Below are 23,897 nucleotides of genomic sequence, written 5' to 3'. Positions count from 1 at the left end.
GGCCCTCATCCTGCACCTGCAAATGCGCAAGAATATCAGTAGATCGGGGTACCGGTTGTGGTGGTAATTTCTTCAAATGCTTTTATCATTTCTTTGGTTACCGGACCAACCTGTCCGTCACCAATTATCCTGCCATCTACATTTGTGATTGGAGCGGATTCGGCAGCAGTGCCGGTGACAAAGATCTCGTCAGCGGTATAGAGATCAAACATACCAATGTTCTGCTCGAATACTTCGTAATTCCTCTCGTGGAGAAGCTCAATAGCTGTGGCACGGGTGATACCCTTGAGATTGGAAATTGTAGGAGGCGTGTATACCTTGCCATTCTTGATAACAAAGATGTTGTCACCTGAACCTTCAGCAATGTGTCCACTGTTGTCAAGGAAGATTGCCTCGTCTCCACCTTTGTCATTTGCCTCGATTTTTGCGAGGATGTTGTTGAGGTAATTCAATGACTTGATGTTTGGAGAAAGGGCATCTGGAGCATTGCGACGAACCGCAACAGTAACTGCTTTCAAACCTTTCTCATAGAGGTCACCATACATTGCACCCCATTCCTGGCCAATGATGAAAACATTGCGTGTTGGGCATTTGCGTGGATCAAGACCAAGATCGCCTACTCCACGTGAAACGATAAGCCTGATGTATGCATCCTTCAGGTTATTTTTCCTGAGAGTTTCAAGGACTGCCTCTGTCATTTCTTCCTTTGACATAGGAATATCCATTGCAATTGCTTTTGCAGAATCATATAACCTGTCAAGATGCTCTTCCAGCTTGAACACCCTTCCGTTATACGCCCTTATCCCTTCAAAAACTCCGTCTCCATACAGGAAACCATGATCAAATATTGAGGTGGTTGCCTCGGATTTTGGCACAAATTTACCGTTGCTGTAGATAAGTGGCTCTGTCATATCAAATCCTCGTTTTAATTAAATTAATAAGTTGATGCAAAAAAGATGTGATTATAATATAAATGGGTTATTAGTTATTCAACAAAAGGCTTTTATGCATAAAATGCAATGTCCTACTTCACCCCCGTTTTAAATAAAAGCATCGCGGGCCCGTGGCTTAGCCAGGATATAGCACCGGGCTTCTAACCCGGGGGTCGTGGGTTCAACTCCCACCGGGTCCGCATAAATATTTTTGAGATAAAAATCGCACTTATTTCGAAGAAGGGAAATCAATCGCTTTCAAGTGCATCTTTCCTGATTCCTGTAATATCACGAGCAACCCCAAGAACCGAGATAATCTTCCCATTTTCAGAATACTCGGGTATAAACTTCCAGTCCAAAAATAGTGACCCACCCACACATTTCCAGTCAAACTGGCCATGGAATATCTCACCTGTTTTAAACACACCTTTTATAGCTTCATTCCAGGGAGCTCTTTGCTCAATTTCAATGCCAACCTCATCGCACGTTTTACCTATAACTTCACTTTCTTTGAAACCCATTGTATTTAGCAAGGCAGGATTCGCAAAAATATACCTGCATTCGCTGTCATAGAGAGCAACAAAATCAGAAGTACGTTCCACAAAGGAGCAAATCTTAATCTCGCTTTCAATCAGTTCTTTTTGTGCATTTTTAAGAGCAGTTACATCCTTGCATGTAATAAGAGCAGCACGTTTTCCATCCAGAATAACAGGAGCAGAGACGGCTTCCAAAAATATTGGGGAACCATCCTTTTTGCGGAACCGTACGTTAATGTGTTTATTCTTTTTACCCATTGCGATGTTCTTCATTCTTTCCTTAATTAAATCTACGTCCTCAGGGAAAACCAGCTCAAAAGGAGACATTTTCTCAAATTCTTCCGGAGAATAGCCCACCATTCTGCAGAATTCAGGGTTTGTAAAAATAAACTTTGTATCACTAATGGCATAAATGCCCGCAGGAACCTCATCAAGAAGGACACGATGAAACTCTTCACTTTCTTTGAGAGCTGATTCTGCCTTGACGCGGGCGGTTACATCTTTGCCTTCAACAAGAATAGTGGGTTTTCCGTCCATAAAAACCGGAACAGATACATACTCAACATAAATTTTTGAGCCATCCTTCTTTTTAACCTGTATTGAAAGTGGATCGTTTTTCTTCCCACTGAAAGCATTTTCCATACGTTCTACTATCAGATCGTGATATTCAGGCTCGAATAGATCCAGGGGATTTATGCCCACAATTTCGTCCCGGGAAGAAATGCCAAAAGCCTTGAATGCTTCCGGATTTGCAAAGAGAATCTTGTCATCACGAATAGTTAGAATTCCCACAGGAGATTCATCCACAAGAGTCTGGTACAATTCTTTGCTTTCACGTAGTTCTTTTTCCAGCTTTTTCCTTTCGATAAGTTCCCGGGCAAGTTTTAGGTTGCTATAACTGAGATTTGAGAACAATTTTGCGAGATGAATGTAAAAATGCATTGTGGAAGCGACTTGTTTCCTGCTCCGGCGCGGAACCCTTGAAAGGGCTTCAAAGAAATTGCTTTTGTTGAAACCATATTGTTCTGCCTGTCTTGAAAACAGACTATAGTCCGGAACTTCATCGTCATAGAAAAACTGTCCCAGAAAAATATTACCCACATGTTTACCACCAATGAAAATAGGTGTGGCAATATCCCACATATCATTCATGCATTTATAGCCCCGGATTTCACCTTCTTTCAAATCCCGGGTCAGGATCAAATCACTTTTAATGCATTTTTCATGGGTTTCCGGATGAACCCTGTAAAAATGGGTGCAGACATCCTGCCAGCCTGCGCCAACCAGAACTTTCCCTTTCAGATCGATAATTCCAATACCAATGTGAGTGAGGGAGTAAAAATCATCCATTAGTGTCTGAAGTTCATCAACATCAATAATTTGCTCAAGCTCAAGTTCTCCAAGATCATAATCAGGAGACAAAATACTGGAAAGTTTTAACCGAAGATGTTCTTCCTTCTCCTGGATTTCATTTTCCAATTCCCTGATCTCCGATATATCATGCAAAGTCACAAAAACCTGATAGGGATCTGTTTCACCTTCCTTAAACTGAGGTATTGCGTTTATGACTACCCAGGAGTAATCCGCTTTTTTTGGATTGTAGATGCCTATTATGCGATCTTTTACAATCTGGCCTGTTGTCAATGCTATCTCAGAAGGATAATCTTCAGTACGAAGTTCACGCCCCTTTTCATCAATAACATCCCACAGTGGATCTCTTACAGTTCTCCTGAGAAACTCATCATAGGTTAATCCAAAGATTTCGAGAGCTGCTGGATTTACGTCAACCAGAGCACCATCCTTGCGATGCCAGAAAACACCCTCAGCCATTGTCTCAAAAAGTTGCTGATATCGTTCAACAACATCTTCCAGAAAAGCAGTCTCATTTTCGTCCCCCATATGTACTCCCCCGATGCAGTCCCTATAGTAAATTACTGTTGCACTCCTATAAATAGATCTTTGTAAAAATTTTTGAGATACAGGGACTCCAGAAGAGAATAATAGCCCATATGCTGCATGGGGTGTCATTCGCTAAATGATAATAACAGTCGAGGGAAGGACACTTAAGCCACAGCTCCAAATATAATGCACTCCTTTCAAGGAGTTGGCATTGCAGCAAAACTTCGATGGTGAAGCAGATGGAAGATCTAAAAAAATTCTTCGAACGTGACAAATTCGCGGCCTTGTGCGGAATAGAGCTACTGGAAGTATCGGAAGGATATGCAAAGGCAAGCATGAAAATAACGGAAAATCACTATAATGGAGTGAGAACCGTGCAGGGTGGAGCCATATTTACACTTGCAGACCTCACTTTTGCGGCGGCCTCAAATTCTCATGGAACTGTTGCAGTTGCCATTAATGTAAATATATCATTTACAAAGGCAGCTCTGGAAGGTACCCTTTATGCCGAAGCAAAGGAGACAACCAGAAATCCAAAGATTTCAACTTACACTATTACTGTAACGGATGATTCCGGCGATATTATCTCCATTTTCGAAGGGATGGCGTACCGCAAGAAACAAAAACTAGAAGAGTTTGCAGACTGAGCCTATCATAGTGAATGCAGGAATTCAACCAATTCCGAATGAGTGTCAAATAAAACATCTGCACATGATAACAGGGATGCTTCAATATAAGTAGGAACTGCAACACAGTACATTCCGGCTCGTTTTGCAGCTTCAACTCCCATTATTGCGTTTTCAATGACAATACAGGATTCGTTTTCGACATTCAGCATTTCCGCAGCTTTGAGGAAAGGATCCGGATTTGGCTTTGCATATTCGACATCATCACCTGTTATAACTACGTCAAAAACAGAAGGGAAAAGTGAATTTATGGCGGAGTGAACAATGCTCCCATCTGCGCCGGAAACCACTGCAAGCAGAAACTTTTCCTTGAGTAAAGGGAGAATGGAAGCAAGATTTTCAAATGGGGTGAAAGAAGCCCTTTTTTCAAACTCAAGCCGGTATTCTGCCAGTATTCCATCCAGATCGAGTGTGGAAGGATCTGTCCCATCCTTTTCAATGAGCTTATTAACGATATCAATTGTCTTTGCCCCTTCCATCTCATATATGATCCTGGCATCCACTGATACACCAACTTCTGCAAGCAGTTCTGAAATGATGGAAACATGGGATGGCATGGAATCTATAAGAACACCATCCATATCAAAGATTAATGCTTTGAACATACAGGATCATAAACTAAATTTTCAATTGCCCACGGAATGCTTATAAAGGGCCAATTCTACATTGTTTCTAAGATTCGAGGCACTAAGGGATTTTGGCAGGAAACACTCGGGAAGCGTATATTTTGCCCTTTCAATTGTGTTTCTATCCATATGGGAGAATAAGTATATTACCGGCAGGTTGAATTTCTCACGAAGAATCGAAGCAGCTTCAATGCCATCCATACTTCCCTTAAGATCCATATCCATTAAAACAAGATCCGGATAAAGGAGATCTGCTTTCAAAATCGCATCATCTCCACTTGAAGCTATACATGGAACGTTATAGCCAAGATTTTCAAGCATATCTTTAATAGTTGTCCCTAATTGTTCTTCATCCTCAACAACCATTATTCTGGCATTCCCCATTGCTAATACTCCTTTCATTAGCTATTGTTCAAAAACAAACACGTTTTCCAATTAGCCTACTGAGTAGAAATCATCCAGTAGTCTTTGCCACCTATATCGTCATTGAATATAAATTTATTGTGTTGTCCAATTACATAGTGTTCCACAACAAGTAGCAGAGGGCAAAAAAGTTACATGCATGGGAATCAAGAACCCGCGCAAATCCTAAGGATACCGTTAATATATGATCAAGGCATGTCTGCCAACATGGAAAACACCGGAAAGCCTCTTTTATTAATGATACTCGACGGGTGGGGATATTCACCTGAGAAAGAAGGAAATGCAATAGCATCTGCCAATACGCCAAATCTTGACAGGCTTATAGCAGAATACCCAAACTCACTTCTTAAGGCGGCAGGGGAAGCAGTGGGCCTGCCTGAGGGGCAGATGGGAAACTCGGAAGTTGGCCACCTAAATATCGGTGCCGGAAGAATTGTTTACCAGGATTTTACCCGCATTAACCTCGCCATTCGCAATGAAGACTTTTTCAGTAACAAAGAGCTTCTAAAGGCAATCCGGAATGTTAAAGATAACAAGTCAAGCCTTCACCTTATGGGGCTGTTTTCCTACGGAGGTGTTCATAGCCATATGAACCATCTGCGTGCGCTTATTGAAATGGCAAATAGGGAAGGACTGGAAGAAGTTTTTGTCCACACATTCCTCGATGGGAGGGATGTTCCTCCAAGGGCTGCCCTTGAGGATATGAAAGAACACGAAGAGTATTATGCAAACAGTATTGCAAAAATCGCTTCTGTTGCTGGAAGGTATTATGCAATGGACAGGGACAGGCGATGGGATAGGACACAGCTTGCATATGATGCCCTCACAAAAGGAGAAGGATTAACGGCCAACAGCAGCGTGGAAGCCGTACAAAATGCCTATGACAGGGGAGAAAATGATGAGTTTGTCAAGCCAACCGTTGTAGTTGATGATAATGGAGAACCTGTGGCTACAATCAAAGACGGTGATTCGGTAATCTTTTTCAATTTCCGACCCGATAGGGCCCGCCAGCTTACCTATGCTTTTGTGGAAGACGACTTCGAAGGTTTTGAAAGAGACTTCAGACCTGATGTTCACTACGTGTGCATGACACAATATGATGAAAAGCTTGATGTTCCACTAGCCTATCCTCCGGAAAACATCAAGAATACGCTGGGAGAAGTTTTGAGCAGGGAAGGAAAGAAGCAGCTGAGAATTGCTGAAACCGAAAAGTATGCCCATGTTACATTCTTTTTTAACGGTGGTGTGGAACACAAATTCGAAGGAGAGGAACGATGTCTTGTACCTTCGCCAAAAGTTGCCACCTATGATCTTAAACCGGAAATGAGTGCATATGAAGTAACAGAAGAGCTTGTCCAGCACATCCGTTCAGAAAAATATGATGTGATTATCCTCAACTACGCAAATATGGATATGGTAGGTCATACCGGCTTCTTCGATGCTGCCGTGAAGGCAGTGGAAGACGTTGACGATTGTATTGGAAAAGTGATAGAAACATTGCAATCAGTGGGCGGGGAAGCACTGATAATTGCCGACCATGGAAATGCGGAAAAAATGGAAGATCCAAATACCAATCAACCGCATACTGCCCATTCGAACAACCCTGTGAGATGCCTCTGTATTTCAAAAAGGATTTCCAAAATTCATGACGGAATTCTTGCGGACGTTTCACCTACAATCCTTGAAATGATTGGATTGAAAAAGCCCCCGGAGATGACAGGCAATTCCCTGATTGAGATTCAGAACCACTGATCAAGGGTCTTCTGGCCACTTTTTTTAGCGGCTGCCTCAAGCCTTTCAATTGCTTTCAAGACCCTTTCTTCTGAAAAATTGTGTTCACCGCAAAGGAACGAAACAATTTTTTCCTTATCCGGAGGATTCCAGATGAGCTGGTACTCGTCAGTTACAGGAGGAGAGAGGAAAAATGCTTTCTTTTCATCAAGATCTTCAATAAACTGATCCTTTGCCTTCAGAATATCCTCGATGTTACCGTGTTCATGTACCAGTTTAATTGCAGTCTTAGGACCGACTTTGTCAAGACCCGGATTATAATCTGTGCCAACACACATTGCAACATCAATGAGCTGCTTGCGATCAACTTCAAGTTTCTCCAGGGTTTCTTCCAGATTAACAATTTCAGGCCTGACCTCAACGTAAATATTCTTCCGTGGAAGTTTCCGTTTACCCGTAATAGTCAGATTTCGTACAACCCTTGAGGCACCAAATAAAAGAGAATCATAATCCTGTGAAGCACTATAATCCGCGTCCCCTTTGATGACCATGTAAGCAGCCTGGGCTTCACCTTCTGATGGTGCATTTACAATGGGGATCCCCATATATTCCAGCAAACGTTTGGAGTCATCCACCATCCCCGGTTCAAGTGAGGAAGATGCCTGAGCATACTTATAAGCTTCCTCCATGAGCCCTGCAGCTTTCGCTTCATCCCGCTTAACCGCAGCCTCCTCACGGATTTTTCTGCGCTCATCCAGTGTTCCCGATTTGAATGATGGAGGCTTACCATCAAAAACCATAATTGGACGAATTCCCGCCTCCAGAAGATTTGTAAACCTGTAGAGAAGACCGGAAAGATGGGATGTAACCCTGCCTTTTGAGTCCTTAAGAGGAGTACCATCGCGCTGGCGTATGATACTCAGAAACTGATAAAGCGTATTGTATGCATCAACTGCAACAATCTTGTTAGAAAGATCTGACAATTCCACCGGGGTTTTTTCCAGTAATTCCCCGATATCCGTGCCCATAAAAAAACCTGCAAAAATTATTCGTTAGCAATTGCAATAGATTCTGAAACATCCGGGCGAATGTCAATTACTGAATCGTCGTTGGCATTGATTTTTCCTATTTTGAGGATATTCCCAACCCTTCCAATCACTTTTGCTCTTGAAATTTCAACCTGGTGAACATCATCAGTATTCCTGCTTTTATGAACAACAAGAACATCCTTGCCTTTAAGAGATGTTTTCCCTAATTTGGAAACAAGGCTCTTGACAACTTGTTCGAATTCTGAATAAATCAGGATTTCCGAGTTTTTACCTGATTTTTTGATAATACCTATTGGTTCAAGATCGATGCGCATAGGACGCACTCCAAAAAGATAATCGCTTAGTATAACACATTCATACTGGTGAACCTATTAATATGTGTTTCGGCAGATGTCGATAAATACTGTGATTAATCGTTAATAATTCGACAAAAAAAGATAAGACAATCACCGGTAGTTCCGGCGATTGAAGCTTTCCAGAGCGTCTTCGACGACGCCGGTAACTTCATTCATCCTGTGGTCAATATTTTCCTCTACACTTTGCAGGCTGATGCGCATGGAACGATCCCTTGAATCAATCGATTCCTCAATACGACGAAGTCTCATGTCCACAGAAAGAATCATGGCTGCCAACGCCCCTACCATCACAATGGCAGAAAGAACTATCAGGGAGTTTGCAGGGCTATACTTGAATCTTCCAAGCCATTCATAGGTGAGTACAAAAGCCGAAACCACCATAACAACAGAAAAAACTATATCCCTCGTCTCCATTTTAGGACCTCATCCGCTTGCAATATGTTTCAATGTAAGCGATGTTACTATTTAAGGCTTACATAATATTAAATAGTGTGCCGGGAATATGAGCATTAAATATTTACTTATTTTCCAAAAAAAAAGGTGAAGGATACTTGGCAGAAACAGAGAAAGGCGCTAATGCTTTTTTACCGATAATTGCAATGGGAATAATTATTCTCGTCGTGCAGTTTATGGCCCTCGTTCTTGCAAAACCGATGGATTCACTGGGAATGCAGGCAGTCGAAGACCCACAATCCGCTGCAAATTCGATTTATTACATCGGGTTTATTCTGCTGTTTACACTTTTTATCCTGATAGCAATCAAGAAAAACATAAAGTGGATAATCCAGCTGGTTATCCTTGGAGCAGTTGCATCCACCCTTTATTATGGATTTTTCCCTCTGCTTTACCTTTGGGGAATTAGCGAAACCACCGCGATGATACCCTCAGTAGTGCTTGCAATCGGCCTTACTGTATTGCTCTACAAGTATCCGGAATGGTATGTAATAGACATTATCGGAATAGTAATAGGCGCAGCAGCAAGTTCCATTTTCGGGATCTCATTTGGTATTATACCGGCCCTTATTTTGCTCGGACTGCTGACAATATATGACGCAATTTCAGTTTACAAAACCAAACACATGATTGATCTTGCAGAAGGCGTCATGGATTTGAAACTTCCAATCCTGTTTGTAATCCCAAGAAAAAAAGGTTACTCATTCATTGAGGATACCCCTACCGCAGGAGGGGAGCGGGAAGCATATTTCATGGGATTGGGAGATGCGATTATGCCAACGATTCTTGTAGTTTCAGCAAACATATTCACCGAATACAACGGACTCATTTCACCATCTGCCGCCGGAGCAATGGTTGGAACATTGATTGGATTCATTGCGTTGATGGTGCTTGTTATGAGAGGAAAGCCACAGGCAGGATTGCCTTTCCTTAACACCGGTGCAATTTTAGGATATTTCATAGGTGCTTTGGCTACAGGAATGCCTCTTTTAGGATAAATGATAAAAAGATTCGGACACCATCAGTCCACATCTTTTCTGGCACTGATAGTACAAATATCACAATCTTCATCTGATCCAGAGTTATCTCCACGGATTTCCGAATCAAGAGCACGGGTTCCCTCTGCCAGCACTGAAGCATTTGAAAGGGCACCGCCAATTAAAATAGAATCAAATATCTGCTCCTTACTCAAACCAAGCCTACGAGCCACACGGATATGCATTTTCAGGCAGTGATCACACCTGAGAGCAGAAGCAACACCAATACAGATTAGTTCCATAGTTTCGGGCTCCAGGCGCTCAAATTCCCTCATGATAGAATTATCATACATCACTTTCGGAACCAGCAATTCAGGCATGTCTTTCATGAAATCGAGAATGTAGGGAATCTCACCGTAGCGTTCTTCAACCGTTGAAAGCACTTCGGACACTGCTTCATCCTCGTCCTTTTCAAGTATCTTTTTGATGTTTTCCAGATCCATGTGTACATTCCCTGTATATTGAAATTATAGAACAAAACCAGTCTCAGATTTACGTTTTATCTTTACAAGAATATAATCTTTCATCCTGGAAGGTGTTATGTTAGCCACATCTGAAAGAACAGTGGATTCATCCAGTTCAAGATTTTCAACTGCCTCGTGATACCTGTCAAAAGGAAGCTTGACTCTTATCCCATCAAGCTGCAAAGTCAAAGGAGCCGGTGTCAGAACATCATGGATATCCGGAATCTGCTCCTGTACCTCTTTCATAACCCTTGCAGGAAGCACTGCAACAGGATCCCTTGAAAGATCTTCACGCATTTGATCAACGATCTCCCCGACGACCTTATTCATTTGTCCGAGACTGTCGATTTCCTGCCCCCTGCGCATACGATGGGCAATCCTTCCAATATTCCCAACATATGCATCCGCACCGGGGACATCTTCTGTTTTGAGATCAGGCCCTCCGGTCACAACAATGGGAATAGTTATGCCTTCAAACAGCTTGGGTTTCTTGTTGATTATGCAGTCACTGAAAGTACCAAAAGTGAAAACAGCTACATCATGCTCGTTAATAAGCCTGCGTTCAAAATCAGCTGAAAGTGCAACCCTTCTACCCATTCCTCTGGCCAGACCAATCATATTTGTATTGGCTCCATCCCGACGGAAGTGCTCCGCAACGTCACAGGCAGAGTGGGGTAAATGGTGATAAGCGAGTGTCGGAGAAACAACTGCGATTTCAACTCCAGTCAGAGGAGCCTTGGTAAGCTTTCCAAGAAGTTTGGATGCAAGTTTCTCCATTAAGGGAACATCTTTTTTCGGGATCAGCATATTGAGAGTGACTTCAGTAGCTGCAGGAGTCCTCTGTACAAGGTACCCCCCAAGATCCTCCAGAAGTTCGACAAGCAGGCTATGTTTATGCACACCGCCTTCGTAAATATAAGGTTCAAGAACTGCTACCATCAACATCATCCCTTTTTAGTTCTTCAAGAAGCAGATTGGCTTCCTCTATCCATTCCGGTTTCATCTGATCTTCTGTCGCAACAAAAATGAAATCCGTTTCATTCAGCGAATGATACCTTACCCTGAATCCTTCCGGAGAAGCGCGTATTGCCATGTCTGCAAGATTCGCCTTCAACGTCTTGTGAGGGTCATCAACAACCATTTCCTTGATTGTATCTATTTCGACAGAATCTCCGGTGTTTACTATAAGAGTCCGTCTTTCAGGCTGATCAACACTATTTCGGCCATATTTGTCCCACAACAATCCAAGAAGCGTTGGAAGGGGTTTTTCCTCATTTAACTCGATTAAAACAGTGCCTTCTGCTTTTCCAGCAGAAACCTCGGCAATATCAGACACCCTGACAAGTGGTAAAACTGTCCTGAGAGTTGCCACCATAAAAAAAAGAGTCTCTTCAGGCCTTATAACCACACGGATACGAGAGATTCTTCCCACCATTCCAAGATCCGTCAGTACGTCCTCTACGATCTTTCGGTAGGGGCCTATTTCCGCTTCAACGGTTGTTTCAACCACAAACTTCTCGATTGTTGCCACAGGAATCACTCCTGTTCTATGTAACCGGATACAAGGAGCGCAGCACCTACTGCCCCAATCAACTGTGAATGCGGAGGTACCAGCACTTCTACTTTCAGGAGAGCTTCAAGCGCCTTTGGTACACCCGCAATCAGGGATGAACCGCCTACAAGGATAAGGGGTTCCTTGACTTCGACTTCCTGCAATTGCTGCTCGAATATCTGCTCGACGACGCTATGACAGGCTGCGGCTGCCACATCCTCTGGAGCAGCACCTTTTGCAAGGGAGTTTACGAGGGACTGGATACCAAACACAATACAGTAACTGTTCATATCCACATTCTTGTCGATTCCCTTTACTGCCAGATCCCCGAGTTCGGTTATTTCCACGCCGAGCCTTTTTGCAGTCATTTCAAGGAAACGGCCGGATGCACCCGCACAAATACCACCCATGGTAAACATGCCCGGAATACCATCCTGTACGGAGATTGCTTTGTTATCCATTCCCCCAATATCAATTACTGTTGCACTTCCCCTCTGGGAATCGGCAAGATAAACTGCTCCCTTGGAGTTTACAGTGATTTCTTCCTGCGCAAGCTGTGCATCAAAATGGTCACCGATCAGGAAACGACCGTAACCTGTTGTTCCGATTGCCTGGATGTCTTCCTTTTTAAGTCCAGCCTGATCGAGAGCCTGCTGGAAAGCTTTCTCAGCACTTTCTATAACCTTAATCGTAGGAACCCAGCCCTCACCAATTATTTCATTATCACGCATAATGACAGCTTTGGTGGTTGTCGAACCTGAATCCAACCCTGCTGTGATGCCGGTCTGCTTTTCACGGGCAAGCAGATGCTTGCGACGTGCAATTGTAGTAAGGGCTTCCATCCTTGTCAGGAGGGTCGCGGCAGCAGTGCGTTCAGTAAATGAATAACTTATAACAGGAAGTCCGGAATTCTCAAAAATGTACCTGCGCACTTCATTGCGCACAATCGCGGCTTCAGCACACCTGAAACAGGTTGCTACAAAGACACCATCCACGTTTGCAATACCTTCTACAACCGCTTTAGCCCTTGCCATCATGAGTTTTAAGTCGGGACTTGCAACCTCAAGACCAAAATCCTTCCCGATTGTATCAAGGGCGGTAATTTCCATTTCCGGATAAACGAGTTTTGCATTAAGTGATTCCGCTGCAGATTCCAGCTCTTTCTGGACACCTGCAAATTCTGATCCACAGGACACCAGGGCAATCTTTACCTTCCCTTCTTCTTTCATGCTTCAGCCTCCTTTTTTGGAAGGGATTTCAGGAATTCTGCTATCTTGTAAACAAAATCATGACCTTCATCTTCAGTCCGTGGATAGGTCAGCTCAAGAATCGGAACATCCCGCTTTCTAATAAGGAATTTAGTGAGCTCATTGGTTCTGGCACAACCCATACAACCAAATGCAGCCACACTCTCCGATACAATGATTGCAGCTTCAGCATTATCAATCATTGGACCTACCAACGCCATCCTACCCCTTACACCCGCAGGAACTTCAACTGCTGCATATTTGAGACCATGCTTGGGATCCTCGGGAGTTATGTTCATAGGGGGAGAGTCAACTCCAACCGTTGAAATCTTCTCATGTATTTTCTCCATCATCGCAAGTGGAGTATGTCCAAACCTTTCCACGAGATCAGAAAGGATCAGGCTGTTTGTAGGATAAATGAAAACTTTTGCCAAAATAACACCTCATAGTTCCGATTCGGATATCTCCTTTAGCTTTGAAACGGAGAGTTTCCCGATTGATTTCGGTTTTTCTATTTCTTTGCCCTTCTCATAATCGTCAAGTGCCTGCCCTATGGTAGGCAGCATCTGCACTTCCTGACGCAAATAATGGAATCCCGGTCGCGGACCGCCGCCCCTGCTTGCACGACACCGCCTTTCATCACCGGGTTTGAAACCTCTTTCCTTTACGAATATGTGATTACGATCGAGGGAACGTACTTCTTCGACTACCCTCTCCACAGCTTCCCGGGGACCGGTAACCATAGTACCAAAACAGGTTTCTTTAATGGTAATATCAGTTTCAGAAGCATAGATTTGCATTGCAGCGTCTGAAGGAAGAACACTTTCTGAATCGATAACAACAATCTTGGTCAGGTTGTCCTCAGCATTTTCCGCCATTATTACACCCTCCTTTCCAGAATGTACATGGTCTCCCCTTCTTTTAAGCTTTCAAGCTTTTCTGGTTCGAGAATTTTCCCTATAATATTAGTGCTTGTGAATTTTTCACCTGTAGGACCGAAGAGATCATCATCAACCATCCTAACGCCAATCAAACCCGCTCTTTTAGCCGCCTGGTTTGTTACCCCAATTTCCATGGCATTGGCCTTTTTATCAGGGGTGTTTTCCGGAAGAATTTCCTTGTATTTCTCAGCTTCCTTACCAGCCTTAAACAGGAAAGTGTTTTCGTATTTCATCATCACACTCAAAGAGCCGACAGGTTTGAAAGTCATGGAAGTCGCATGCCTGAAGAAATCAAGTGTCTTCGGAGCAAGATCATCGTACAACTCCACTTCCACAACACCATTCTTTGGAACTCCTGTTGCTTTGACAGAAGCCTTTGCAAGAATCTCAATTGTTGTCTGTGGCTCAAGGGAGACAATGATTGCGTCATCTTCCTGATATCCTTCAGGGAGCAGTTCAACCCCTCTTGTTTCAAGCTTCTGTTTTGCTTCTTCAAAGCCCAGACCAAGTATATCCAGAGGCTCAGGAGATGTTCTGACGAAAAGATGATGACCTTCTTGTGCCATTTTCACAAGTTCTATTCCACTTGCTACATTTCCTATGACCGAATGCATGATACTGGCTGCACGGGAATCGCGGGATATGAAAAACTTACCTGTACCGTAGCCTACAGTACGTACCCACACTGTGCCTGCATCCCTTGGTTCGAAGTTTTCATAGGTACATGCTTCACCAAGTAGCCGGCTGTCTGCAATAAAGGAACTTGAAGCATAATCAATATTGAATGTCCCATCTTCTATCAATGTAAAGAAATGGTCAACTCCCTCCGGAGCTTCAGGGTTCATTTCAATCCTGACGTAAGTGTATAGCTGATCACCGTCTTCAAGTTCAACACTCATATCGGCAGTCAGGAGATGATCGCCTTCCTCTGCCCATTCAACAACAGGTTCAATGGAAACAATGCTGTCTCCCGCAGATAATTCAGAAAGAAGCTGCTTTCCAGCTACGATTCTTCCAAAAGCTCCTTCTTCCGGAGTTCCGTAAGTTGAGCTATGAGGATTTAAAGAAAAAATCAGGTGATAATTGGAAGGATCAAATCCTCCTGCACCAAAAAATACCTCATCCCGGTTGGCATGGATTTCTTCCCTCGTGGGAACCAGATCCTCACTAAAAGGTCCAAAAGAGATGGCATTTTTAGTATCCCATCTAAAAGGTATTCCTTCATAATTCCTGTAATTGGAATGCCATTGTTTTGCTGAAGGAGATTCAGAATTTATTAATTCTATCCTGAGTTCACCTTTAGTGGTTTCCAGAAGGTATTCCCTGACTTCTGAAGCCTGCACGCTTTCCGTGCGTTTCATAATACCAACAGAAGCACCGGGGGAATGCGGAGCACCTGACGATTCGATGGCATCCAGCACCGTGGATCCTGCCAAAACTGTGCAGTTCTCGCCGTTAACTATGATGTGGATTTCATCGCTCGTGTTAACTCCTCCAAGGAATGATAAAGGAAAACTGGCTGATAAAGTTACTCCTTAGCAGCCTCGATGAGTTCCTCTTCACTTAGCTGGGAAAGGACAGCTGCAGGCTCACCCACATCCACTATTTTTGAGTCACGCATTAACGCTACCCTGTCACATATGTCTTTAAGGAAATCCATGTCATGTGATACAATCACAAAAGTGTCACCCATTTCATCCCGTGCCTTAAGGATAGATTTTGTAACTTCAACACGGGTTATTGGGTCCATTGTACCCGTAGGCTCATCCATGACAATAATAGTTGGTTCTTTCATCAGGATCTGTGCAAGTGCCACCCTATGGCGTTCACCTTCACTTATTTCATCAGCCATTTTTGGCAAAATCGAGCGTGCCTTGTTTTCGGAGAAACCTGTTGTAACAAGGGTCTGGATGGCTTTACGCACTGCAAGCTCATAGGGCAGATCAATACCAATAGACTCAGTCAGATTATCAATAATGGTTCGGTGAGTGTAAAGTCCATATTCCTGATGCAGGATGCCCATGTACCGGACTGCGCGCCCCCTGTTGTCCGCACCCGGCACAGTCATATCGACCCACTCATCACCTACTCTCACACTGACGGAGCCACTTGTCGGCTGGACATTACCCATAAGAATTTCGGATGTAGTGGTTTTACCTGCACCACTGGTACCTGCAAGACCGAAAATTTCCCCTTCCCTCACATCAAAGCTAACACCGCCAACCGCATAGACAACACCCCTTGAAACAGAGATGTATTTCTTGACAAGATCATCTACTCTTATGATTGGTTCACCGAGAACTGTTTCACCCTTGCTGTCAAGAGAAGTAACGCTTTTCATGAAGTCTCCTGCAACCTTACAGGAATCTCCCTGACAAACAATTTCACCGTCTTCAAGAATAATGGCCTTGTCAGCCAGATCTTCGATAACCTCTGACCAGTGGGAGGTTATAACCATGGTCATATTGTGAGATTTGACAGTATTTTCTATTACGTCGTGAACGACTTCTGCGGTACGTGGATCAAGGGTTCCTGTGGGCTCATCTGCCAGAAGCAACATTGGATCCCTTACAAGTTGGCGGGCCAATACAACTCTCTGTTTTTCTCCACCGCTCAGGTCACGAGCGACGTGCATCATACGATGAGTCATACGCACTTCTTCCAGCAGCTCAACAGCTTTTTCCATCGCATCAGGACCGGCATATCCGATTTCCGTGAGGGAATTCATGACATTAGCAATTACCCTTTCATCACCATAGAGTGCAAATGTACGCTGGAGCATGATTGCGATTCTTTTCACAACGGATTTCCTTTCGTGATCATGTAATGCCAGTTGCACAAAATCAGCTTCAAAAGGCTGGAGAGTGCCGCTGTCACAGGACGGGCATTCCGTGCCCACCATGCTTGGAGGCTCCATATAACCACATTTGTCACAACGTGCAAGGTGATACAGAATAGATCCGGAAATATCTTCGTAGTCTTCAGTACCCCTTAATGCATGCATAAGAACGGTTTTTCCTGAACCGCTTTTTCCCAGTATACCTACTATCTCGCCTTCATTTATGTCGAGATTAATATTTTTCAGGACTTGTACCCCTTCATAGGATATTGTAAGATCTTTGACCTCAATGAACAGTGGCATCAAAGTTTCCTCCGGCACGGAATGTGAATCGCACCATTTTTGTTAGATGTTAATTTACCTACCAAATTGTTCGGCATGCATAAAACGTTTATCAATCTTCTGTGATAAACATTATCAAGATTTTGCCGTTGAAAGGCACATCTGCATTAAATGAAACCATACATAAACATAACGCATCGGGGCATCACTGTTAACATTTTAAAATAGGCTCTCGGTAACGATTAAGCCATCAGGGGCAATACAATGTCAATGACTTCAGCAATGTCATCTATAACCCTGTCAGCGGCTTCCAGCAGAACATCTGGCCTCCTGTCACCCTGCTGTCGCGTGGCGACTCCAACATCTGCCGCACGTAAAGCCAGGATGTCATTCAACCCATCCCCTACCATTACGACGTTGGCATATTGTTTTTGAAGATCCTTTACTATACGCTCCTTATCTTCAGGAGTTGCAATGTCAAAGACACCTTCAAGAGGGATTTCTAAACATTTTGCAAGTCTCCTCAGATTGCGCATGCTGTCGCCGGAAGCTATGTAGGCGTCAACCCCGTTTTCCTTGAGCCATGACAGCACTTCACGGCTCTTGGGGTAAAGCCTCCCCCCGGTGCTTAATACATGACTTATACCACCCAGATCCTTATCCACGATCAGTCCTGCAGCCAGGTAAAAGATGTTCGGGCAGCGTTTGCGAATCCTGCAAATCACTTCCCTGAGATCACTAAGGGGAACATTACTGTTTTCCACGAGGTCACGTGTCTGCTCAATAGTGAGGTTCCCGTTGCCACATACGATATCAATTTCAATTTCATTGCCGGATATGAAATCAGCGATTGTGGCATCCCCGCTTCCATTGAAAATCTCCTCGGAATCCGTATGCATTACAACAAGAGCACGGCCGGGATACCCTGCAACCAGCATGGTGGTTTCGATATCCTCGAGTAGTTCGCCGTCAGCTGTTGACTTTGCAATCCGGTACATGTTCAGAAGAGTCCCGGCACTGTCAAACACAACAGCCACTTTCTTTTCCATGCTGGGTAATCGGGGAAGGGGAGATTAATAGTTTGTGTATGGCTTCAATCCACAATCTCAATCTGGGACGGATCACGCACAATAATCTCAGGATTGCCGGAGTATTCCTGAATCAAACCACTTACACGAACTTTCCGACCCTCGTAATAAACCTCTGGCGATTCCTCAAAGTTATCCCAGTCATCAGACCATATCAGAACCGACAAATATCCTTCATAAGGATCATGGAAATTAAGGAAAATAATCCCCTTATCTTCCCTTTTTGAAGTTGTTACAACTATCCCTTCCACGGTTTTTACTTCACCTATATAACGCCCAGCATCAAGGTAGTTGATCACTTCACCTGAAGCTTCTAACTCAATCCCCCAGATCCCGAGATCATGAGCCTGTGCATATCCTTCCGCCTCCTCAAAAAGCGGCTGGTATCGGGTATCCGGCTCATAGGCTTTCTCTTCAGCAAATCCTTCACGGACAAGTTGCTCGTTTACAAATATACCATTAACCCGGACGTATCGCAGAAGCCTGCCGTATTTATCACGGTTACTTGTATCACCTTCAAGCAGGACTTCTTTTCCCAGAACCAATTCTGAAAGGAAGGCAGTTGCTTCATCGTAATACAATTCCCCGACCTCAGGAGTATTAATTCCTATAAGACGGACTTTCTCGCCTGAAGTCAGAACAAGTGTATCTCCATCCACTACTCTCACCACAGTGTCTGTGCTGTTTGGAATTCCGGAATCCGAATAAGAGGCACAGCCGGAGAGTGCAACTCCCGATAGCAGGAGAAAACACACCAAAAACGTCGTGTATTTCATTCAGTTAACAAAAATTGCTCCTTTCTATAAAGCTGTTCTGAATCACCAGCCGTTAATATTTACTAAAGGTACGGAGATATTGCCGACTAGATAGAAAATGCGCATTTCAAAATATGTAATTCTTATAGCCGTCCTGATTCTTTTTTTGCAGCCAGCTACAGCCCAGGATATCGAATATATATCCACACAGCCATGGGACCACAGTCCCATCACAGTCTTCATAGACGAAGTCAACGTTCCTGAACGCTACAGCCCAACCTACAAAGAACAGGTAGACATTGCCCTTGAATACTGGGAGCGGGGAGGAAACGGAAAACTATTCTACACCCCTGTTTTTGAAGTTGTGGATGATCCTGACGCAGACATTTACATCCGCTGGATAGAAAACCTCGAGGAAGTGGAAGGTGCGGACGAAGGGGTTGCCGGATATGCTGCCCCCACATTTGTAGGAGATAAATTCCTTCATGTGGATATCGTGCTCGAGGTTGGCAACTATCAGGGATTTTCCTGGGTCCAATATGGTGATGCGAACATGCAGGAATTGGCCAAGCATGAACTCGGACATGCGCTTGGCCTCGGACACAGCTCGGACCAGAGCGACATAATGTTTCCCACCTACGAACAGCGGGACAACCTCAATCCCATTCTTCTCAGCAGGACACTGCCCTACATTGCAGCAATCAGCGTTGTAATTATTTCAATAATTGTTTATCACACAATTAGCTGGAGAGTAATGAAAAAGCGAAGGGAAGAAATCGAAGAGGAGGTTTTCAAACGGTAAACATGGAAACATCAGGCATTTGCAAAGACATTCTTCGCTATCTTTCAGGAGAAAAAATTGATTTTTCAGACTATGAACTTGATTTCTCGGAACTTTCAGACTTCGAAAGAGCTGTCCTTGAACGTACACGCCTGATTCCCTATGGCAAAACCCTTACCTATTCCGAACTTGCAGAAGCTATTGGAAAACCCGGAGCTGCAAGAGCTGTAGGCACGGCACTCTCGAAAAATCCATATCCCCTGATAATCCCCTGCCACAGAGTTGTTAGAAAGGACGGTATCGGAAATTACACCGGGGGCGGAACAAAAGTGAAAAAGAAACTGCTTGATATGGAAAAATGAAAGGCTGTATAATGAAAATACCAGTCAAAAAAGATACAACCAGTTCATAAACTACATATATCATTGCTTCCGTTATTTCGTTAATTTGATATAGGGACAGGTTATTCCCAAAGACAAATTAACAAATTATTATCCCCTGGAGGATGTTACATGAAACAGCAGGTTGAAGTGAAAGAACTTAAGGAAGGCAAATACGTAATTATCGATGATGAACCCTGTGTAATTAAAAGCATTTCAAAATCAAAGCCCGGAAAGCACGGTTCCGCAAAAGCACGTATCGATGCAATCGGACTCTTTGACAACCAGAAACGCTCTATCGTCAGTTCTGTATCTTCCAAGACATATGTACCAATTGTAGAGAGAAAATCTGCACAGGTGCTTTCCATCTCAGGCGATGTTGCCCAGTTAATGGACATGGGTGACTATTCCACTCTTGAATTAAAAATTCCTGACGAATACAAGGACAGGGTCAAGGAAGGAGAAGACATTACTTACATTACTTCCCTTGGCAAAATGAGAATCGATCTCAGATAAACGTATGTTTTACCAGCCTTTAATGACTGATGCTCTGGCGGAGTACAGGGACGCCCAATACGTGATATTCGGTGTTCCCTTTGACCGCACTTCATCCTACAGGGCTGGGAGCAGGCATGCGCCCGATGCCATGAGAAAGGCATCGGAAAACTTTGAAAGCTATAACCCTTTTTTTGATATTGACCTGGCAGAACTCGCTATTCATGATGCCGGAAATCTTGAAGTCTACTCAAACGTTGACGACACTCTCAGCGATCTCTATTATGACGTACGGGAAATCGTAAAGGAAGGGAAAATCCCCATTATGATGGGCGGGGAACACTCACTATCCCTTTCCTGTATAAAGGCATGTGCAAAAGATGTTGAAGATCTGGGAATTGTGGTTCTTGATGCACACCTTGATCTCAGGAGCGAGTTTGAAGGTGTGAAATACAGCCATGCATGCGTTTCAAGGCATATCATTGAAGAAGTCACGGACAATTACGTGAGCATCGGAGTCCGCAGCGGCCCCAGGGAAGAATGGGATTTCGCAGAAGAAGCAGGAATCAAATATTACACACCTGAAGACGTCTTCGAACTCGGAACAAGAGAAATTATCCGGGAAACAATGGATTATCTGGGAACAGAAAACATCTATCTTTCCCTTGATATGGATGCACTTGATCCTGCATATGCGCCGGGACTCGGAACACCCGAACCATTCGGCCTCCAATCCATGGATGCACGGGATTTTGTCAGAGGATTTGCACCTTACGCAATCGGCTTCGATGTTGTGGAAATCTCGCCTGTTTTTGATAGTGGGCAGACTGCAATCCTTGGGGCAAAACTGTTGAGAGAATTCATTGCAGCACACGCAGGCAGAGGCACTAAGTAAATATATGCCTTACAACCTATTTCCGATCATAATGAACCAGGAAATTGAAATAGAGTGTCCGGCATGCTCACCGGATGAACCGGCATGGCACGAGATTATTAAAGGCGGGCAGAATCCACTGGCTAAATGCAGCAATTGTGGCGACATTCACCCTTTTGAAGAAAAAAAGCCAAAAACAAAACTATTGAGGGCCATTGTCAGCCGTGAGGATGAATCATTCACCATGCACGTTTCTCTGGAAGAAGAGAAAATGATGTTTGTGGACGAGGAAATTGTGCTTGAAGACGAGGAATCAGGTGAAGCCTGTCCTGTAGTCATCACATCCATTGAAGCTCTGGAGAAAAGGGTTGAGGCTTCAAAGGTTTCTTCAATCGATACCCTGTGGGCCAGGGCTATCGATCAGGTAATAATCAAAGTTGCGATACAGCGCGGGGGTCGTACTGTATCCCAAACATTGAGTGTTCCGGGAGAACAGGAATTTGAAATCGGACTTGATGTGAGAGTGGGGGGCGAGAATTTCCGTGTGACTCACATAAAGATCCGGGATGGACAGTTCCTGTATCGCAGGGGGAAAAAGGTTGAAGCAAAATATATCAAGAGGATATATGCAAGGCCTGCCAATAAGAAATGGGGAGAGGGAAGAACTGCATGGAGCATGAGGAGGAACGACAGAGACTACTGAGTTCACTCAGGGAACAGGGTATTGGAGAGAAGGTACTTGAAGCTATGAGTAAAGTACCCAGACATTTTTTTATACCTCAAAAACTCCAAAGTGCTGCTTATTATGATTCTCCATTGCCCATCGGAGACAAACAAACAATTTCTGCACCCCACATGGTCGCCATCATGTGCGATCTCCTTGGAATCCGAAGAGGAGATGTTATTCTGGAACTCGGAACCGGATCCGGATACAATGCCGCAGTGCTTGCGGAATTAACCGGGCCTGAAGGCCACGTGTACTCTATTGAGAGGATTCCGAAACTGGCAGAATCTGCAAAAGAAAATCTCCAGAAGGCCGGATATAATAACGTTACAGTAGTCATTGCCGATGGCTCCACCGGATACGAGAAGCATGCACCATACGATCGCATTTGTGTAACATCAGCTGCCCCCTCGATACCAAAACCACTTATAGACCAGCTCAAAAATGAAGGCATAATGGTCATACCGGTAGGCCAATACACACAACGTCTGCTACTTGTTAAGAAAAACACAGAAGGCTCCATTGAAGAAACGGATCAGGGCGGAGTTATTTTTGTACCACTCGTGGGAAAATACGGATTCCATATACGTGAGTGAAAAAGCAATTCTTTTCGATGCACATATATATCATCATGCATTCTATATATCCATATATAGAACTTGATTGCGTGAGGGATTAACATCGAAACAAGAAAGGTTCAGCAAACAGGCGGTTCTACATACATAATTTCACTGCCTAAACAATGGGCTGTAAACGCAGGAATACAGGCAGGTTCAAGAGTTGCGGTTAACAATCAGCCCGATGGCAGCCTCAGCATTGCAACACTCGAGACATCATCCCAGCCAAAAAGGATGAAAATGGACATTAGTGATCAAAGGGGAGCTGCTCTTGTCCGGAATCTGATTGCTGCTTATGTTGCAGGATATGATATCATAGAATTAAAATCGAGTCGTATTCTAGCCGAACAAAAGAAGGTAATAAGGGACATATGCCACAAACTGATAGGACCTGAAATTATTGAGGAAACATCAAAAAGCGTCCTTATTCAGGACTTGTTGAACCCGGAAGAAGTTTCCATAAAGAAAAGTATACGCAGGATGTTCCTGATCTCTAACTCAATGCAGAAAGACGCTATCTCTGCCCTGAAGCATGCCGAAAAAGATCTTGCGCTTGACGTCATGTTAAGGGATGATGAAGTAGACAGGCTTTTCCTGCTGATTTCGAAACAATTCCGATCCCTTTTCAGAGGAACACGCCTTGCAGACATGAGAGAAACAACGGTTGATGAATACCACGATTTCAGGATGGTTGCCGCTTCCCTTGAGCGCATTGCTGATCATGCGCAAAGGATTGCATCTGTTGCTAAAAGATTGGAGGAACCGGTCCCGGAGGATTTGATGAAACCTCTGGAAGAGGCCAGCAGTGAAGCAAGAATCGTTGTTGAAAACAGCATTGATGCATTGTATGGATCTGACGTCAAATTGGCAAACAAAGTCCTCAACGAAATGGAAGACTTCAAAGCAAAAACAGACCGCTTGAATGTTGGTTTCCTCAAAATGGATAACGTGGAAATGGCAATTGGACTAGGTAGCGTTGTTGATAGTATAGAGCGTACTGCAGACTATGGAACAAACATTGCCGAAACTGCCATTAACATGGCAATCGCCATGAAATCAGAAGAAAATTAACTATAAACAAACGATTATTTATACAATAATAGTGTCTTCATCAATGGTTATCTCCACAT

The 23,897-nt window shown here is 43.8% G+C and carries 27 protein-coding genes and 1 tRNA gene; 11 read left to right on the top strand and 17 right to left on the bottom strand.

Annotated elements, in window-relative coordinates:
- Positions 1-35: 35 nt before the first annotated feature.
- Positions 36-911, bottom strand: a complete 876-nt coding sequence (gene ilvE / locus J2755_RS07820; RefSeq protein WP_209681696.1) for a branched-chain-amino-acid transaminase — start codon at positions 909-911, stop codon at positions 36-38.
- Positions 912-1,057: 146 nt separating this feature from the next.
- Between ilvE and J2755_RS07815 the strand changes: the two genes are divergently transcribed.
- A tRNA-Arg gene (locus J2755_RS07815) sits at positions 1,058-1,132 on the top strand.
- 48 nt (positions 1,133-1,180) lie between these two features.
- Here J2755_RS07815 and J2755_RS07810 read toward each other — a convergent pair.
- Positions 1,181-3,367, bottom strand: coding sequence for a PAS domain S-box protein (locus tag J2755_RS07810; RefSeq protein WP_209681694.1), 2,187 nt, complete (start codon positions 3,365-3,367; stop codon positions 1,181-1,183).
- 239 nt (positions 3,368-3,606) lie between these two features.
- On the opposite strand from J2755_RS07810, the gene J2755_RS07805 reads away from it, so the two are divergent.
- A complete protein-coding gene (locus tag J2755_RS07805) occupies positions 3,607-4,014 on the top strand; it encodes a PaaI family thioesterase (protein ID WP_209681692.1) in 408 nt (135 codons plus the stop codon).
- 5 nt (positions 4,015-4,019) lie between these two features.
- On the opposite strand, the gene J2755_RS07800 is transcribed toward J2755_RS07805, so the two are convergent.
- Positions 4,020-4,658 (bottom strand): HAD family hydrolase, encoded by a 639-nt coding sequence (locus J2755_RS07800; RefSeq protein WP_209681690.1) that lies wholly within the window; start codon positions 4,656-4,658, stop codon positions 4,020-4,022.
- A gap of 21 nt (positions 4,659-4,679) precedes the next feature.
- On the bottom strand, positions 4,680-5,081 hold the full coding sequence (locus tag J2755_RS07795) for a response regulator (protein WP_245312840.1): 402 nt from the start codon (positions 5,079-5,081) through the stop codon (positions 4,680-4,682).
- Positions 5,082-5,309: 228 nt separating this feature from the next.
- Here J2755_RS07795 and gpmI point away from each other — a divergent pair, with 228 nt between their 5' ends.
- Positions 5,310-6,854: a 2,3-bisphosphoglycerate-independent phosphoglycerate mutase gene (gene gpmI, locus J2755_RS07790; protein ID WP_209681687.1), complete on the top strand. Its 1,545-nt coding sequence runs from the start codon at positions 5,310-5,312 to the stop codon at positions 6,852-6,854.
- Here the strand turns inward: gpmI and fen are convergent.
- The 3 genes from fen to J2755_RS07775 form a co-directional block, all read right to left on the bottom strand.
- The gene (gene fen / locus J2755_RS07785; protein ID WP_209681685.1) at positions 6,842-7,861 is read right to left on the bottom strand and encodes a flap endonuclease-1; all 1,020 of its coding nucleotides are present in this window, start codon (positions 7,859-7,861) and stop codon (positions 6,842-6,844) included. The genes gpmI and fen overlap by 13 nt on opposite strands.
- A 17-nt stretch (positions 7,862-7,878) precedes the next feature.
- Positions 7,879-8,196, bottom strand: coding sequence for a hypothetical protein (locus J2755_RS07780; RefSeq protein WP_209681683.1), 318 nt, complete (start codon positions 8,194-8,196; stop codon positions 7,879-7,881).
- Positions 8,197-8,328: 132 nt separating this feature from the next.
- Positions 8,329-8,652: a hypothetical protein gene (locus J2755_RS07775; protein WP_209681681.1), complete on the bottom strand. Its 324-nt coding sequence runs from the start codon at positions 8,650-8,652 to the stop codon at positions 8,329-8,331.
- 137 nt (positions 8,653-8,789) lie between these two features.
- Between J2755_RS07775 and J2755_RS07770 the strand changes: the two genes are divergently transcribed.
- The gene (locus J2755_RS07770) at positions 8,790-9,689 is read left to right on the top strand and encodes a presenilin family intramembrane aspartyl protease PSH (RefSeq protein WP_209681679.1); all 900 of its coding nucleotides are present in this window, start codon (positions 8,790-8,792) and stop codon (positions 9,687-9,689) included.
- Positions 9,690-9,712: 23 nt separating this feature from the next.
- Here the strand turns inward: J2755_RS07770 and J2755_RS07765 are convergent, their stop codons facing one another.
- From J2755_RS07765 to J2755_RS07720, 10 genes are all read right to left on the bottom strand, one after another.
- On the bottom strand, positions 9,713-10,171 hold the full coding sequence (locus tag J2755_RS07765) for a carboxymuconolactone decarboxylase family protein (protein WP_209681677.1): 459 nt from the start codon (positions 10,169-10,171) through the stop codon (positions 9,713-9,715).
- 24 nt (positions 10,172-10,195) lie between these two features.
- The gene (locus J2755_RS07760; RefSeq protein ID WP_209681675.1) at positions 10,196-11,131 is read right to left on the bottom strand and encodes a methanogenesis marker 7 protein; all 936 of its coding nucleotides are present in this window, start codon (positions 11,129-11,131) and stop codon (positions 10,196-10,198) included.
- The gene (locus tag J2755_RS07755; RefSeq protein ID WP_209681673.1) at positions 11,115-11,723 is read right to left on the bottom strand and encodes a methanogenesis marker 17 protein; all 609 of its coding nucleotides are present in this window, start codon (positions 11,721-11,723) and stop codon (positions 11,115-11,117) included. Before J2755_RS07755 ends, J2755_RS07760 begins: the two co-directional genes overlap by 17 nt.
- Positions 11,724-11,728: 5 nt before the next feature.
- Entirely contained in the window at positions 11,729-12,973 is a 1,245-nt protein-coding gene (locus J2755_RS07750; RefSeq protein ID WP_209681671.1) for a methanogenesis marker 15 protein, read from the bottom strand.
- On the bottom strand, positions 12,970-13,425 hold the full coding sequence (locus J2755_RS07745) for a methanogenesis marker 5 protein (RefSeq protein ID WP_209681668.1): 456 nt from the start codon (positions 13,423-13,425) through the stop codon (positions 12,970-12,972). Before J2755_RS07745 ends, J2755_RS07750 begins: the two co-directional genes overlap by 4 nt.
- A gap of 9 nt (positions 13,426-13,434) precedes the next feature.
- Positions 13,435-13,869 (bottom strand): methanogenesis marker 6 protein, encoded by a 435-nt coding sequence (locus tag J2755_RS07740; protein WP_209681666.1) that lies wholly within the window; start codon positions 13,867-13,869, stop codon positions 13,435-13,437.
- 2 nt (positions 13,870-13,871) lie between these two features.
- Positions 13,872-15,368 carry a methyl-coenzyme M reductase-associated protein Mmp3 gene (gene mmp3 / locus J2755_RS07735; RefSeq protein ID WP_245312839.1) on the bottom strand — a complete coding sequence of 499 codons (1,497 nt, stop codon included), beginning with the start codon at positions 15,366-15,368 and terminating at the stop codon, positions 13,872-13,874.
- A 92-nt stretch (positions 15,369-15,460) separates the two neighbouring features.
- On the bottom strand, positions 15,461-17,074 hold the full coding sequence (gene atwA, locus J2755_RS07730) for a methyl coenzyme M reductase system, component A2 (protein WP_209681663.1): 1,614 nt from the start codon (positions 17,072-17,074) through the stop codon (positions 15,461-15,463).
- 221 nt (positions 17,075-17,295) lie between these two features.
- The gene (locus tag J2755_RS07725) at positions 17,296-18,102 is read right to left on the bottom strand and encodes an HAD-IC family P-type ATPase (RefSeq protein ID WP_209681661.1); all 807 of its coding nucleotides are present in this window, start codon (positions 18,100-18,102) and stop codon (positions 17,296-17,298) included.
- 44 nt (positions 18,103-18,146) lie between these two features.
- Positions 18,147-18,917 (bottom strand): thermonuclease family protein, encoded by a 771-nt coding sequence (locus tag J2755_RS07720; RefSeq protein ID WP_209681660.1) that lies wholly within the window; start codon positions 18,915-18,917, stop codon positions 18,147-18,149.
- Positions 18,918-19,014: 97 nt separating this feature from the next.
- On the opposite strand from J2755_RS07720, the gene J2755_RS07715 reads away from it, so the two are divergent.
- The 7 genes from J2755_RS07715 (at position 19,015) to J2755_RS07685 (ending at position 23,838) form a co-directional block, all read left to right on the top strand.
- Positions 19,015-19,698 carry a matrixin family metalloprotease gene (locus J2755_RS07715; RefSeq protein WP_209681658.1) on the top strand — a complete coding sequence of 228 codons (684 nt, stop codon included), beginning with the start codon at positions 19,015-19,017 and terminating at the stop codon, positions 19,696-19,698.
- A gap of 2 nt (positions 19,699-19,700) precedes the next feature.
- Positions 19,701-20,039, top strand: a complete 339-nt coding sequence (locus tag J2755_RS07710) for a methylated-DNA--[protein]-cysteine S-methyltransferase (RefSeq protein ID WP_209681655.1) — start codon at positions 19,701-19,703, stop codon at positions 20,037-20,039.
- A 150-nt stretch (positions 20,040-20,189) separates the two neighbouring features.
- Complete coding sequence (locus J2755_RS07705) at positions 20,190-20,573, top strand: translation initiation factor IF-5A (RefSeq protein WP_209681653.1); 384 nt, start codon at positions 20,190-20,192, stop codon at positions 20,571-20,573.
- 4 nt (positions 20,574-20,577) lie between these two features.
- The gene (gene speB / locus J2755_RS07700) at positions 20,578-21,447 is read left to right on the top strand and encodes an agmatinase (RefSeq protein ID WP_209681651.1); all 870 of its coding nucleotides are present in this window, start codon (positions 20,578-20,580) and stop codon (positions 21,445-21,447) included.
- Positions 21,448-21,478: 31 nt separating this feature from the next.
- Positions 21,479-22,129, top strand: a complete 651-nt coding sequence (locus J2755_RS07695; RefSeq protein ID WP_209681648.1) for an HVO_0476 family zinc finger protein — start codon at positions 21,479-21,481, stop codon at positions 22,127-22,129.
- Positions 22,096-22,746, top strand: a complete 651-nt coding sequence (locus tag J2755_RS07690) for a protein-L-isoaspartate O-methyltransferase (RefSeq protein ID WP_209681646.1) — start codon at positions 22,096-22,098, stop codon at positions 22,744-22,746. Before J2755_RS07695 ends, J2755_RS07690 begins: the two co-directional genes overlap by 34 nt.
- 78 nt (positions 22,747-22,824) lie before the next feature.
- Positions 22,825-23,838: a PhoU domain-containing protein gene (locus tag J2755_RS07685; RefSeq protein WP_209683275.1), complete on the top strand. Its 1,014-nt coding sequence runs from the start codon at positions 22,825-22,827 to the stop codon at positions 23,836-23,838.
- Positions 23,839-23,897 lie beyond the last annotated feature (59 nt).

Source organism: Methanohalophilus levihalophilus (assembly GCF_017874375.1).
GTDB classification, from domain to species: domain Archaea; phylum Halobacteriota; class Methanosarcinia; order Methanosarcinales; family Methanosarcinaceae; genus Methanohalophilus; species Methanohalophilus levihalophilus.
The sequence above is the reverse complement of the archived record's forward strand: the minus strand, read 5'-3'. Positions and strand labels throughout refer to the sequence as shown.